Below are 13,704 nucleotides of genomic sequence, written 5' to 3' on the forward strand. Positions count from 1 at the left end.
GTAGTCCGGGCGTCGAGTCCGCCCCCGGCGTCCGGTGCGCCGCGGGCCGACAGCCCGCGCTCCAGCGATCCACTATCCTTTCCGTACTGGCGAAGTCTAGTTGACCTACGGATCTGGAGCCCTTCAAGCTCCGGAGCTGGAGGGCCCGCAGCCACGGATCCGGCAACTTGGACGAGAGAACTGATACCGCCGGGCTGCTGGGCTTCTCCGAGCGCGACAGCTTTCCTGTGACCGGGTCCAGGCGTCGGCACCATCACCGACCCGCCTCAAACGCCCTGACCGGAGACGGTTCGCCGAGGTACTGGGCAACGGCGGCTTCGGATGACATCCGCTGACATCCGCGGTTGCACCGCCGACGAGAGACCGAGCGTATGCGGCGACTGCTCGACGACGTCTTGGGGATCGGCGGCCTTGGGGAACGGCGGCCTGTTCGTGCGGCGGTGCGTGGAGACCGCCACCGCATGAGGGCCACACAGACTGGTCGGACCCCGGGGGCCGTTCGTCAACCGCGGGCCTCGATCGTGGTGTGTGGGTGCTGGGCGATGCTGGTCTGGCTGAACCTGACTATTCTTCGGCGGGACTTCCGCGACGTCCCCCTGTGGCGCCAGGCGGTCAGCGAGATGCTCCGTCTTGCTCTCCAGGGTCCCGAGGACCCGGTGATCGCGCCGATGACCATCCTCGATTCCGACCTGCTCGCCGAGCTGACGGCCTCGACCCGCGCCGCCGGACACCGCGCCGCCGGACACCGCATCGCCGGACACCGCGCCGCTCATGTCACGCTTCTTGCCGACCGCACGACAATGATCCGCCGCATCCACCGACGCGGGGATGCGGACGCCGGAGTCGCGATCATCTCGCCCGGCCTTGTGGGGGGCGAGGTTCCAGACCCGGAGGAACATCGCGCCCTGGCTGGCGAGGCCTCCGGCGATGGGATCACAATGGTATCGTTTTCCCATGGAAGCCGTTGTCGATCAGGCGGGCCGGATCGTGTTGCCCAAGCTCCTCCGCGAGGCGCTGGGCCTGTTCCCGGGAACGAAGGTGGACATCTCGCCCTATGGCGCCGGTGTCCAGATCGTGCCTGCCGGCAGGACCGCGCGCCTCGTCGAGGAGGATGGTGTGCTCGTGTCAGCCGGCGATACGCCCGTCGACGACGACATCCTGTTCGGCCTCATTGACGCAGGCCGCAGGTGACCATTGCGGTCGACACGAGTGTCGCGGTTCCGCTCCTGGTACGTTCGCACACGCACCACGCGGATGTGGTGCAATGGTGGGGCGGGCGGGAGCTTGCGCTGAGTGGGTATGCGCTGGTGGAGACCTATTCGGTACTCACCAGAATGCCCGGCGACGCGAGACTGTCCGGGCCGGACGCCGCGCGTCTGCTCGACGTGCGCTTCACTGCACCGTTAACGTTGAGCGGACCGCATGCGCGGAAGGTTCACGCGACGTTGAGTCGCGTCGGTATTGTTGGGGGCGCCGTCTACGATGGGCTGGTGGCTTTGGCTGCCAAGGAGCACGGCCTGGCCCTCGCGACGAGGGATGCTCGCGCACGCGGGACCTATGACGCGCTTGGAGTCAAGGTCATTGTTGTCGCTTGAGGTGGCTCGCGACTCCGAGTACGTTTCACTTCCCGATCCTCGCGGACGCGCCGCGTAATCAATTGATGGATCCGACTTTCCGGTAGTTCCGCGACGTCGTCTACTATTCGATCTTGGAAGCTACGATCGGCCGTCCATACACCCTCTACGCCCATGGCGACAGCGACACGACCGGAGCGGTCCGCGGGGTCAGCAGGGACGCCGCCCAGATGGGTCCTGAAATCATCATTCGCCCGTCGGGACCCGGGCGCCGACCAGCGGCGGTGCCCGATGACCGCCCAGCCGGCACCATCCGTATCCGAGTCGAACGTGCGTTCCGCAAACCTGGTGGTTCCGGCGGCTCCGGTCCGCCTCGTCACCATGATCGTGGGGATCGTGGTGATCGAGGCGCGGCCGGTTACGCGGATTCGAGCGCGTCCTCGACGGCGAGGCGCTCGCAACGTCGTTTCCCCCATTCGCCTAGCGGGCGGAGGGCCTCGTTGAGTGAGATGCCATGCTCGGTGAGGGAGTACTCGACCCGGGGCGGGACCTGGCGATACACCTCGCGATGGACCAGGGCGTCCTCCTCCATCTCGCGCAGGTGCTGGATGAGCATCTTCTCGCTGACGCCGGGAAGGCCGCGCCGCAGCTCTCCGAACCGCCGGGTTCCGTGGTTGTTCAGCTCCCAGAGGATCAGCGACTTCCACTTCCCTGACACCACGTCCATACCGGCGTCTATGCCGCAGACGTAGGGACCGCGCCTCGCGCTCGTCGCCATCAGACCCTCAACCTCGCCTCAGCTGGCCACTTACTTCCTGGTAAGTATTGAACAAAATTGTAGGTACTTGCCGGTGGGGAAGGTTCGGGCGGAGAGTCGGGACGGCACGCCAGTCAGACCACCGAGCGGAGCGAGGGCAATCCATGACGACCTGTACGACCTTCCTGGGCTTGGGCGCGATGGGCAGCGCGCTCGCCGCCGCGACTCTCGACGCCGGCCGACCAACCGTGGTGTGGAACCACACTCCAGGCAGAGCACGGGCTCTCGGCGATCGTGGCGCCACCGTCGCCGAGACCGTCGAGGAGGCGATCATCGGCGGCGGGGTGGTCGTCGCCTGCCTGCTTGACCATCGGTCGGTGCACTCTGTGGTCGAGTTCACCGAAGCCGCGCTGGAATCGCTGGTGACGGCCAGCCTGGACCAGGGCGTCAATGTCGAGGTGCTGCGGCCCGTCCACGACATCGTGCGCCGGCAGATTACCGCCGGATACGGCCAGCAGGGCACCGCCCGCATCTTCGAAGAGCTCAGGAGCTCCCGATGAGCGGCGAGGGCGGTCTGTCTCCTGGGACGGTCGTCGGCCTTGGCCCGATGGGTCGGGCAATGGCCGCGTCCCTGTTGCGGTCCGGCCATCCGGTGACAGTGTGGAACCGCACCGAGGGGCGCGCCGACGACCTCATCGTCAGGGGCGCCACGCTGGCACCCACAGCGACAGCCGCGGTCGCCGCCAGCGAGCTGACCATCCTCAGCCTCACCGACTACCAGGCGATGTACGACATCCTCGACCCGGTCGCCGAAAGTTCGCGACCCTCCGCTGTCCTTGCCGGCAAGGTCCTGGTCAACCTCAGTTCGGACACCCCCGATGCCTCCCGGGATGCGGCGGGATGGGCGGCCAGACACGGAGCGAGCTTCGTGACAGGAGGCGTCATGGTGCCCGCTCCCGCCGTCGGCGGTCCAGGGGCACATGTGTTCTACAGCGGGCCCCGCGCGGTATTCGACATACACGAACCGACGCTCAGACTGATCGGCGAGCCCCGGTACCTCGGGGAGGACCCAGGCCTGGCCCAGCTCTTTTACCAGGCGCACCTCGACGTCTTCCTCACCGCCCTGTCAAGCCTGCTCCACGCCACCGCGCTCGTCACCGCCGCCGGTGTCCCGGCCGCCGACTTCCTACCCGGCGCGCTGAACACCCTCACCGACATCCCGACGATGATCGGAGACGGATGGGACCTGGCCCGGCGCCTGGAGGCCGGCGAACACCCCGGCGACCTCAGCACGGCACGGATGATGGGCGCCACAGCGAACCACATCGTGTGGACGAGTGAGAAGGCCGGCATCGACACACAGCTGCCCAAAGCCGTCAAGGCGCACTACGACCAGGCCGTCACCGCGGGCCGCGGCACCGAGAACTGGACCGTTCTCTACGAGATGCTCAAAGGCTGCGACTGAGGAACGACCAGAACCACGGTCCTACCACCGGGCCACGCAAGCTGCGTACCTGGCACAGGGTAGCTGTTCACGTCGGTTGCGCGGCGGCCTTGTAGATCTTGTTTGGTGATCGTGTGGCGTTCGCGGGCCGGTGGGTGATGATCGGATAGCGTCACGAGTCGTGGAGTCAACCGGCCGCCCGACGTACCCGGATCATCCGCAATCCGGCAAGGGGCGTGCGGCTCCCACCGGCCCGGATCCCGGACAAGCTCTTCCTCGTCTACGCCGGGCGGTTCCGCCCGTTTCCAGGCCGCCCGTTTCCAGACCGCCCGATGATCGTGACCGCTGGGCGTCGTGGTCGCGTCGACCTTCCTGCGATCGAGGGGAGGGCGGCCGGTCGGTACCCCTCGCAGCCAGTGTCGACCGTCCCGCCGTCGATCTTCCATGTTCTCCGATCTTGGGGCGCGAGCCACAACCGCCAAATGTAACCGCCACACGCCAAATGTAACTCCGTCGTGGTTACATTTGGGTGTGCCACGTGACGTGAGCCAGACGATCGCCTTCCTGCGCGCGGCGGGAGGCGACACCACCGAGGTGGAGGTCAAGTCTGCCGCCGGCGGGTTACCCGCCTCGTTGACCTCTACGCTGAGCGCGCTGGCGAATCAGCCCGGGGGCGGGACCATCATCCTGGGACTCGACGAGCGGGCCGGGTTCCGCCCCGTCGAGCTCAGCGACCCGCAGGTACTCAAGCAGGGCCTGGCTGCCAGGGCCCGGGCATTCACACCGCCGGTCCGTCTCACGATCGAAGACGGGGAGGTTGACGGGGCCGCGGTCGTGGTTGCGCAGGTCCAGGAGTGCGACCGGTCGACCAAGCCCTGTCGCGTCACCGCGACCGGCAGGGCGTACCTACGTGGCTACGACGGCGACTACGCCCTGTCTGACGTGGAGGAACAGGGGTTCCTGGCCGCTCGCCAGCCACCGCTGTTCGACCGTTCACCTGTCGAGGACGCCACCATCGACGAGCTGGACACCGAACTCGTCGATGCTTTTCTACTCGCTGTCCGCGAACGCGACCCGGCCGGGCTCGGCCGTTTTCCCGACGACACCGAGCTCCTACGCCGGGCTGGGGTCACGATGGATGGCGGGCAGCCAACTGTCGCGGGACTGCTCGCTCTCGGGGTCCATCCCCAACAGTGGTTCCCTCGCTACGTCATCCAAGCCGCCGCGCAGCCCTTGCCCACCGGCTCCGCCGCAACGCGGGCCCGCAACCAGGTCACCATCAGCGGACCGGTCCCGCGGATGCTCGACGCGGCGCTGCTCTGGGCCCGACATACCTTCGACACCGCCATCGTCGCCGAGATGGACGGCAGCGTTCGTGACCGTCCGATCTACCCACTCGTCGCCTTCCGTGAGCTGGTCGCCAACGCGCTGATCCACCGCGACCTCGATCACTGGTCCGCCGGGCTGGCCGTCGAAGTGCGGCTTCTGCGGGACCGCCTGGTAGTGACCAATCCCGGCGGCCTGTACGGCATCACCGTCGACCGGCTCGGACGCGACGCGGTGACCTCCGCCCGCAACGCCAGCCTGGTCGCGATCTGCCAGCACGTCCGCTCTGCGCAGACCGGAGCTCGGGTTATCGAAGCCCTCGCCAGCGGGATTCCCACCGTCACCGAGGCTCTCGCCGACTGTGGCCTGCCGTCAGCCCACTACGTGGACAGCGGCATCCGGTTCACCGTCATCCTCCACCAGTTCGCGACCGCCACGCCCGTGGCAACCGCCGAGCCCCCGCTGGGCGCCACGGAGCGTCGCGTCTACCAGGCCCTGACCCGTCAGGGACGAACAGTCAGCGACCTCGCCGAAGAGCTCGGGCTGTCCGCTCCGAACATCCGCAAGGCCCTGCGAAACCTGCGCGGCCGCGGGCTGATCCTTCAACTCGGCGGCAGAGGCAGGGCCACCACCTACCAGCGGACGGACTCATAGCCGATCGATCCTTACCCGCCAACCACTACACGCCCTGGACCATGCCTGGCCCATCCCCATGTTCCACCCGGCCAGATGACGCCGAGTCCACCGCGCGAGCCAGATGAATCACGTCACCGCCGCTGGTCACGGTGAGAAGCATCGGCGCCCCATGCGTGGTCCTTTGATGTGCCCCGAAAGCCACGCATGGGGCGAAACGGCCTGCACTCCGCGTGGTGTGGCCGCGCGATCAGTCGAGCCACAGCGACGGAACTCGTGGACGCCGATGTACACGCAGAGTCATCAGAGGATGAGTGGGTTCATGGCCTGCCGCAGGCATCTGACGACCCTGCACGGGCACGCTCCGTGATCCCCGCGCCGACCTTGGACGGCGGGTGACCTTGACGGAGGGATCCACTTCCCGGTCTCGAGTGCGGGCGCGGCGGCGCGGGATGACCTTGCTCGACAGAAGCCCCGGCGGCCCTAGATCTGGGCATCTACCTGCGGGTTTGGTCGTCCAGGCGGGGCTCGGACCACCTGTCGAGGTCCTGACCAGGATCGTTCCACAGCCCTGGATCTCAAAGGGATAGATCGTAAACCGCATCCACCCAGGTCGGAGGAATGATCAAAAAATTGGTGGGGCTCGAACCCACGACCGGAGGATTATGAGTCCCACGTAGTGGGAGCAGACTCGTGGCAGCGCAGCCTGTCCCATGCCGTTCCAGCAGCTCACCGGTCCGTACAGTGCTGCCTCCGCCAGTCGATACCGGCCAGTGCCGGTCAGTTTGGCATCGCCTCGGCATCACCAGCGCGACACCAGGCCAACGATTTTCGTAACAGAAAGTGCTCATACCGCGTTACCGCTGGAACAGGTACGGCAATGAGTACGGACGTCCAGCCCTGCCACTCATAGATGAAGATCACCTTGGCCTCCGTAGAATTGAGAACCTCGTCGCCAGGCGCGAACCCCTCACTGCCCGCTGGCTGGCGGTAGCCGACTGGACACCGCACCCTTGGGAACCTCGCCGGGCGCGGGCGCCCGGCGCTGCTTCTGGGTCGCGATATGGTGCCTTATCGTGACTCAGTTGTGATCCTCGGCGCTGCCCTCGCGGCAGATCCAGCCCAGTTCGCGCATCTTCGCGTTGCGATCCTCGCCGAGGGCGGTCCCTCGGCGCTGCTGGTGGGCGAGGTGGGCCTGCGCCAGCGTCAGGTTGTTGTGATCCTCGCCGAGGGCGGTCCCTCGGCGCTGCGACGACCTGGTGCTGATCTGCACCAACGGCACCGCCGTTGTGATCCTCGCCGAGGGCGATCCCTCGGCGCTGCCGTCCGCCGCGACAGCAAAGACCTACACGCCACCCACCGTTGTGATCCTCGCCGAGGGCGATCCCTCGGCGCTGCGTGTCCGCCTCCCGTGAGCTGCTCGTCCGCTGGTTGTTGTGATCCTCGCCGAGGGCGATCCCTCGGCGCTGCCTGGGACACGGCCCGGATCCTCGCCGAGCGCAACGCCGTTGTGATCCTCGCCGAGGGCGATCCCTCGGCGCTGCGATGGTGACGACCTGGTGCTGATCTGCACCAACGGTTGTGATCCTCGCCGAGGGCGATCCCTCGGCGCTGCTCGATGGTGCCGTCGGGCTGGTCAACGCCTTGGATGTTGTGATCCTCGCCGAGGGCGATCCCTCGGCGCTGCAAGTGCTCGAACATGTCGTCGACTGCATCCGGGTGTTGTGATCCTCGCCGAGGGCGATCCCTCGGCGCTGCCCCCGGCCGGCGCTCACCGTCGCCGCCTGGTCCTATGTTGTGATCCTCGCCGAGGGCGATCCCTCGGCGCTGCTCGCGAACACCAGCTGGTTGGAGCCACGCGGGTAGTTGTGATCCTCGCCGAGGGCGATCCCTCGGCGCTGCTGCGCCCCCGCTATCTGGTCCCGCTTTTCCTCGGGAGTTGTGATCCTCGCCGAGGGCGATCCCTCGGCGCTGCGACCGCTGCTTGAGCCGACCGGTCACAATGACCCGTTGTGATCCTCGCCGAGGGCGATCCCTCGGCGCTGCCCGCTCCGGCCTGGATCGCCAGATGTCCGCCCTTGCGGTTGTGATCCTCGCCGAGGGCGATCCCTCGGCGCTGCCTGTAGGGGCACGTTGTAATGCTTTCCGGCCCGGAGGTTGTGATCCTCGCCGAGGGCGATCCCTCGGCGCTGCCCTGCTTGTACAGGAAGAATAGCCACAGGGTTGATCGAATGGCAGCGTCTTGTCCCCGTCTCCGCCCGATTTGCGGTGATTTCGAGTTCGGAAGGTCCCGGTCGGCCAGCAGGTGCTTGGGGTTCCGAACCATGCAAAAGGCGGTTCCATCAGCCCGGGTGGCGTGCGTTCGTGGTCCAGCATCACGGTTTGACGGTCGAGGGTTTCGGTGTGGCGCTATCCGCTGTCCGGAGCGGTGGATCAATGATCCCGGGAAGGGGCCAGCGCGGATCCGTCCGGAGGCGAGCCCGACGTGTGGGAGGTCAGAAGTCAAGGTCGGATGCCTCGGTAGCCTGGAGGTGGGGCAGGTTTGCGGAGGCCACCGGTGGCTGGCTGGTGAGGGTGGGTAGGGCCGCCTGGCTGGGAGGATCGGCGGGTTCGCTGGCGGCGGGGGTTCTCAGCGCTCCGGGGGTATGGGCGGCGACGAGGGCTGCCAGGGTGACGAGGGTTTCGGTGCCGTCGAGGTCGATCCAGGGGTGGTCGGCAAGGATGCCGCGCAGCGTCTGGGGGGATCGGGTGACCGCGGTGGACAGGGTGGTGTTGTCGATCTGGAGGGTGCCGTGGCGGGAGTCGTGGAGCCGGAGGGTTCCGTCGGGTTCCTCGTCGAGGACGGGGACGTGCCAGCCGGGCCGGGGGGTTTCCTGGGTGGCGGGGTGGGCGTCGCGTAGGCCGAGAAGGTCGTGGTCGCCTTCGGGTGCGTAGCGCTGGACGAGGTAGAGGGCACGGGCGCGCTGCGGATGGATGCCGGGGAGGCGGAGCAGGTGGGTGATGGTGGATCCGCCGTGGCCGGTGGCGGTGCGGTAGGCGTCGACGATCCAGGTCTGTTCGTTCCTGCCGATCGTCTGGTGTCCGGTTGGTGTGGCGGGGCCGAGGAGGGCCTGGTGGGTGAGGAGGACCTCGACGGCGAGGCCGCTGCGTTCGGCGATCTCGGGGAGGACGAGGGTCGTGCGGCGCATCACGTCGAGGACGCGGGCGAGGTCCCGGCGGCCGGGGTTCTTTCCGGTTCGGGTGTTCGCGACGAGGTAACGGCCGGTGTCGATGACCAGGCCGGGGGCCTCGTGGCCGTCGATGCCACGCGAGGCGGTCTGTTGCAGGAAGGTGCGGATGGCATGCCAGGATCGGGCGGTGTTCTCGGCCTGCTCGCAAGCGATGTCCAGGCGGGCGCGTTCGGGTCCGCGGACCAGGGTGGCGGCCTGCCGGGTCAGGCGGTGTGTCCGCTCGCTGATCGCCAGTGCGAGGGTGGCGAAGGCGAGCAGGGCCTGCTGGCTGATGAGCGCATCGGGTTGGCTGAGCTGGTGCAGCGTCCGTCGGACGTGGTGGATGGCGCGGTCGAGGGGTGGCGCTGCGGGATCGCCGAGCAGCGGGCCGACCGGGTCGAGGGCGTGGTCTCCGGTCGGGTGGAGGCGTTCCCGGGACATGCGGATCGGGCCGGTCAGGGCGCCGAGTCGGGTGAGGACCTGGGCGGCGGGGATGACCGAGGGGGCGTTCGTCTGGAAGGGCGCGATCAGCGGCGGGAGGGCTCGTGCGGTGAGCGCGGCGGGGAGGGTGATGTCGGTGAGCCGGGTCATCGCGCCGCGGACGGCGAGAGGGTCACCGAGCACCACGGCGTCGAGGCTGCGCTGCTGTCCGGCGCGGTCGACGTGGGAGGCGAGGAGGTCGTGGGCGGCGCCGAGCTTGTCGGCGGCACGATGCCACAGGGTGCGTCCGGGGGTGGGCTGGTCGTAGAGCTGGTCGGCGACCAGCGCGGCGGTGACGAGGCGGTTGACGAAGGTGGTGGACCGGCCGGGGCCGCCGAACGGGGCGTCGAGGAGTTTGGCGTGGCGTCCGGCGGTGGCGAACAGCCGGCCGATGCCGGCGGCGTGGTCGAGGATCTCACCGAGGCGGGCGCCGGGCCGTGGCGGGTTGGTGGCGGCCGCGGCGGCGATGCGGGCGGCCTCGTCGGCGAGGCTGCCGTAGGTGAGGGGTTCACGCATCGCCCGGCACGGTGTGAATGGGCCGCGGTGTCGCCGCTGCCGCGGAGACAGGCCGCCCGGTAAGCGGTACCTGAGTATCGCTGCGCCGGCCTGGGCGGGGCCCGGTCCCTGGGGTGCCGGGCCTTGGGGGTGCGGTCCTGACCGGTGTGGCGGCTGGTGCCGGCAGGCCGCGAGGTTCACCGGTCACGGCGACCGTGGGGCGTACCCGGCCGTCCTGCTCGTCCCGGGCGGTCAGGCCGAGAGCCTGCAGGAGATCGACGGTGCGGACGCGGTAGAGGCGGCCGTAGCGCCGCACCGGGCAGGGAAACTCGTCGGCGCGGGCCAGTTCGTAGGCGAGGGTCCGGCCGATCCCGAACAGACGTGCGGCGCTGGGCAGGTCGATGACGGGTGGCAGCCGGCGGAGTCTTTCGATCTGCCGTTCCGGCCAGCCGTTCCCGTCCTGACCGAGGGCTTGTAGGAGATCCATGGTGCGGACGCGGTAGAGGCGGCCGTAGCGCCGCACCGGGCAGGGAAACTCGTCGGCGCGGGCCAGTTCGTAGGCGAGGGTCCGGCCGATCCCGAACAGACGTGCCGCGGTAGGCAGGTCGACGATGAGAGGTAGACGGCGGAGGTTGTCGTGCGATGCAGGTGGCGGCATGGCGGGGCTTCCCTGGGATCGGTCCGGTGAGAACGCAGGCGGGGTGGGGCGCGGACGCACGGTCACAGGCCGGGAATCGGCGGGCCCGGCCAGGCGGGTAACTCGGCGGGCGGAAGCTGTGGCTCCCCTGCGGGCCGGCCCGGCGCGGGATCGGTGTCCGGGCCGGCCCGGGTGGCCGGTGGCCCGCCGCCGGATTCCACCGGTCCGGGCGGTCCGGGTCGCGGATCTCCTCGGCCGTCTCCGAGGTGCGCTGGTGTGGCCGCCGATTCGGCGTGCGGCGCTGTCGATGTCGATGTCCTCGGCCCGGCCCCCGGTTTGAGCGACGCGGTCTTCTGACCGGCGACGACCGCGGGTGGTGTGGCGAGTATGTGCAGCCGCTGCGGGTCGAGGGTGAGGGCGCGACGGAGGCTGCGTTCGGGGAAGCGGGCGAGGAAGGCGACGGCGCGACTGGGGTGGGGGGTGATGTGCCAGTCGGCGAAGCGGGCGTGTGCCTCGCGGGACGCTTCGGCGAGCAGTTGGCGGACCTGGACGGCATCGTCGGCGGCGGGATCCCACCGCCAGGTCCGGGCGTCGAGGTCACTGTCGGTGGGTGCGGCCTGGTGCAGCGCGGCGGCGAGGGCGGTGGTGTCCCCACGGGCGAGCCGGGCGCGGATCTCGTCGGTGACCGTGGTGGGCAGGACGCGTTCGACGAGTTCGCGGTGGTGACGTTCGTCGGGGGTGCCCAGCAGCCAGCCGTTACGGTCGCAGACCGCTTTCAGCGCGGTGTCCGTGAGGTCGACCAGATGGACGGGGAGTGGGAGCCGCTGGGCGAGGGTGCGCAGGTCGGCGAGGCGGAGCACACCGGGTCCGCGCAGGGCGAGTTCCGCGGCGATGGTCGGATGCGAGGCGTGCAGCACCCCGAGGGCGAGCAGGACGGCGTCGCTGCCGCCGCGGGCGGGTCCGGCGCGGGCGAGCCAGCGGCGACCCTCGGTGGCGGTGCGGACCGCGGCGTCGAGGTCACCGAGGGCGTTGCGGATGCCGAGCCAGCCGACGAGGTCGGTCCGGCGGGGGTGCAGGGCGGCGTCGGGGCCGCGCCCGGTGGCGGGCACGGTCAGGATCACCTGGGCGGGAATGCCGTGGGTGAGCGCGTTCGCGGTCATCCACAGCCGGGGCAGATCGGGGTCGGAGAACGCCGCGTTCTCCCGCAGGTGGGCGCGGGCGAGGTAGGTGTCGAGCGCCAGCGGAAGGTTCGCGTCGTGCAACGCGTTCAGGCTGGGTTTGCCATCGCCGAGACGGCCAGTCGGGCCGTCTCGGCGGCCGTTTCGCGCACCGGGTGGGTTCCCGGGGGTGGCGCGGGCGATGAGGGTGCCCACGCCGAAGGCGACGCCGAGGAGCATGTCGGGGTCGAGCCGATGGTCCGCGGCGATACGCCGGACGGCGGCGAGCTGCCGGCGGGCCGGCCGACGGTGGGCGTTCCTGGCGATCGTGTGCAGCGCGGTGAGCAGCAGGGTGGGCGTCGCGGTCGGCAGGACGGGTGCCGGCCGGGGCAGGCGGCGCAGGTCGTTGACGATCCCGGCGGCGCGGCGGCGGCGGTCCTGCCGGGTGAGGGGGGTGGCCGGTGGGGTGTGCTCCGGCCACATGCTGGGTGTTCGGGTCAGGCCGAGGGTTCGGTCGTGGGCCGCGGCGGCGCCGACCCGCCGGGGCCGGGTGCCGGTCCACGGAGTACGAGCATGGGCAAGGTCCCGTTGCCCGCGGGGGCTGTGCTGGTCGTCGAAGAAACCGTGATCCCGCCGGCCGAGAGCGGCACTGTCGGCGTCCAGCGGAAGATCCCGGCCGGGCGGGCGGTCGTCGGCGCGGCTCACGGCAACCCGTCCGGCAGGGTGGCTGCGGCGTCGGCGCGTTCACGGGCCAGGCGGTGGGCGCGGATCCATGCGGCGGCGGCAAGCTCGGCGGGTTCGGGGTCACCCCAGCTGCGGACGAGTAGCCAGCCGTCGCGTTGTTCCCGGATCTCGAAGACGGTGCTGATCGTCCGCAGCGCCACGACACCGCTGTGCGCGAGCTGGCCGATGATCCTGGAGGCGGTGGGAGCGCCGGCGAGGTGACGTTCCAGGGCCACGGCTGCGAGCGCGAGCAGCGGGTCGGGGTCGTCACCGATCCGGGTGGGGACCTCGATGACGACGGGTCGGCCGAGAACCCGGATGTCCCAGGCGGGTTGGGGTGCGGTCATGACGGTCCGTCCAGGTCAGGGCCAGTCGACGCCGGCGGTTCCGGGGTGGATGGTTCCGGCGCCGGCGGTTCCGGGGTGGATGGTCCCGGGGGCGGTGTGGGCGCGTGGATGTTCGGCAGGTCGGGCAGGTGGAGGGCTGCCAGGGCGGCGAGGGTGACCGGTGGCTCGGTGCCGTCGATCCCGCGGATGAGGGGTTGCAGGGCACGGACGAGCTCGTCGGAGCGGCGGGTCAGCGCGGCCGCGAGGTCGTCGGCGGGGACGTGCAGCCAGCCGAAGCGGGGATCGCTGACGGTGGCGGTGTCGCCGTGCCAGGTCAGCGACACCGCGGCGGGGGGTTGCGCCGGTTCCCGCCACGCTCGCTCCCGGGAGGGGTGGACGCCCAGGCTGCCGGCCGGGCCGCCGCGGGGTGTGGTGCCGGCTGGTTCACCGGCCCAGACCTGAGCTGCGAGGGCGTGCTGCGCGGCGGCGTAGGCGGCGGGCAGGCTGGGATGCGGGCCGTGCAGGACCAGCGCGCCGCGTTCGACGGCGTGCAGATAGCCCCACCATTCGACGACGTTCGCCGCGGGCGGTGGTTGCGGCACACCCGAGCGGACAGCCGGCGGCGGGACGTTGCCGAGCTGGGGTCGGGTGACGGCCCGGAACCCGACGACGTCACCGAGGTCGGCGATCTGCGGGAGTTGCACGCCGCGGTGGTGCGGCCCGCGTTGCCACTGGGCGAACGACCATCCACTCGGCGCGGCCGGTTCAGGCCAGAAGGTGGCCACATAGACGGCGGATCCCGGTGGCGGGGCGAACGGGAAGTCCAGCAGCAGCCCGCTGGGATGCAGCCGGGCGACCTTGAGCCGCGGGCCGGCGAGATCGGTCATCCACGACCTGGCCATGCTCGGCTCACCACCCGCCGGTGGTGACGAACCACCGGGAG

Annotated in this window: 11 protein-coding genes and 1 CRISPR repeat array; of the genes, 5 read left to right on the forward strand and 6 right to left on the reverse strand. The window is 69.9% G+C overall.

Features of this window, described 5'->3' with window-relative positions:
- Window positions 1-954 precede the first annotated feature (954 nt).
- Both FRANCCI3_RS16545 and FRANCCI3_RS16550 read left to right on the forward strand, forming a co-directional pair.
- Window positions 955-1,191 (forward strand): AbrB/MazE/SpoVT family DNA-binding domain-containing protein, encoded by a 237-nt coding sequence (locus FRANCCI3_RS16545; protein ID WP_035733247.1) that lies wholly within the window; start codon window positions 955-957, stop codon window positions 1,189-1,191.
- Window positions 1,188-1,595: a type II toxin-antitoxin system VapC family toxin gene (locus tag FRANCCI3_RS16550; protein ID WP_011437676.1), complete on the forward strand. Its 408-nt coding sequence runs from the start codon at window positions 1,188-1,190 to the stop codon at window positions 1,593-1,595. Before FRANCCI3_RS16545 ends, FRANCCI3_RS16550 begins: the two co-directional genes overlap by 4 nt.
- 397 nt (window positions 1,596-1,992) lie before the next feature.
- On the opposite strand, the gene FRANCCI3_RS16555 is transcribed toward FRANCCI3_RS16550, so the two are convergent.
- Window positions 1,993-2,352, reverse strand: a complete 360-nt coding sequence (locus tag FRANCCI3_RS16555; protein WP_011437677.1) for a winged helix-turn-helix transcriptional regulator — start codon at window positions 2,350-2,352, stop codon at window positions 1,993-1,995.
- Window positions 2,353-2,495: 143 nt separating this feature from the next.
- On the opposite strand from FRANCCI3_RS16555, the gene FRANCCI3_RS16560 reads away from it, so the two are divergent.
- The 3 genes from FRANCCI3_RS16560 (at window position 2,496) to FRANCCI3_RS16570 (ending at window position 5,755) form a co-directional block, all read left to right on the forward strand.
- Complete coding sequence (locus FRANCCI3_RS16560) at window positions 2,496-2,891, forward strand: NAD(P)-binding domain-containing protein (protein WP_011437678.1); 396 nt, start codon at window positions 2,496-2,498, stop codon at window positions 2,889-2,891.
- Window positions 2,888-3,796 carry an NAD(P)-dependent oxidoreductase gene (locus FRANCCI3_RS16565; RefSeq protein WP_011437679.1) on the forward strand — a complete coding sequence of 303 codons (909 nt, stop codon included), beginning with the start codon at window positions 2,888-2,890 and terminating at the stop codon, window positions 3,794-3,796. The genes FRANCCI3_RS16560 and FRANCCI3_RS16565 overlap by 4 nt, the downstream gene beginning before the upstream one ends.
- A gap of 510 nt (window positions 3,797-4,306) precedes the next feature.
- Window positions 4,307-5,755 (forward strand): ATP-binding protein, encoded by a 1,449-nt coding sequence (locus FRANCCI3_RS16570; protein ID WP_236701496.1) that lies wholly within the window; start codon window positions 4,307-4,309, stop codon window positions 5,753-5,755.
- Between the two features lie 1,046 nt (window positions 5,756-6,801).
- Window positions 6,802-7,927: a CRISPR direct-repeat array (repeat unit 37 nt; unit sequence GTTGTGATCCTCGCCGAGGGCGATCCCTCGGCGCTGC).
- A gap of 302 nt (window positions 7,928-8,229) precedes the next feature.
- Here FRANCCI3_RS16570 and FRANCCI3_RS16575 read toward each other — a convergent pair.
- The 5 genes from FRANCCI3_RS16575 to FRANCCI3_RS16600 form a co-directional block, all read right to left on the reverse strand.
- Window positions 8,230-9,939: a hypothetical protein gene (locus tag FRANCCI3_RS16575; RefSeq protein ID WP_011437683.1), complete on the reverse strand. Its 1,710-nt coding sequence runs from the start codon at window positions 9,937-9,939 to the stop codon at window positions 8,230-8,232.
- Entirely contained in the window at window positions 9,932-10,576 is a 645-nt protein-coding gene (locus FRANCCI3_RS27535; RefSeq protein WP_011437684.1) for a hypothetical protein, read from the reverse strand. Before FRANCCI3_RS27535 ends, FRANCCI3_RS16575 begins: the two co-directional genes overlap by 8 nt.
- A gap of 62 nt (window positions 10,577-10,638) precedes the next feature.
- On the reverse strand, window positions 10,639-12,417 hold the full coding sequence (locus tag FRANCCI3_RS16590) for a hypothetical protein (RefSeq protein WP_035958674.1): 1,779 nt from the start codon (window positions 12,415-12,417) through the stop codon (window positions 10,639-10,641).
- Window positions 12,414-12,782, reverse strand: a complete 369-nt coding sequence (locus FRANCCI3_RS16595) for a hypothetical protein (protein ID WP_035958673.1) — start codon at window positions 12,780-12,782, stop codon at window positions 12,414-12,416. Before FRANCCI3_RS16595 ends, FRANCCI3_RS16590 begins: the two co-directional genes overlap by 4 nt.
- The gene (locus FRANCCI3_RS16600) at window positions 12,779-13,663 is read right to left on the reverse strand and encodes a hypothetical protein (protein WP_011437686.1); all 885 of its coding nucleotides are present in this window, start codon (window positions 13,661-13,663) and stop codon (window positions 12,779-12,781) included. The genes FRANCCI3_RS16595 and FRANCCI3_RS16600 overlap by 4 nt, the downstream gene beginning before the upstream one ends.
- Window positions 13,664-13,704: the final 41 nt, after the last annotated feature.

This window comes from Frankia casuarinae (assembly GCF_000013345.1).
GTDB classification, from domain to species: domain Bacteria; phylum Actinomycetota; class Actinomycetes; order Frankiales; family Frankiaceae; genus Frankia; species Frankia casuarinae.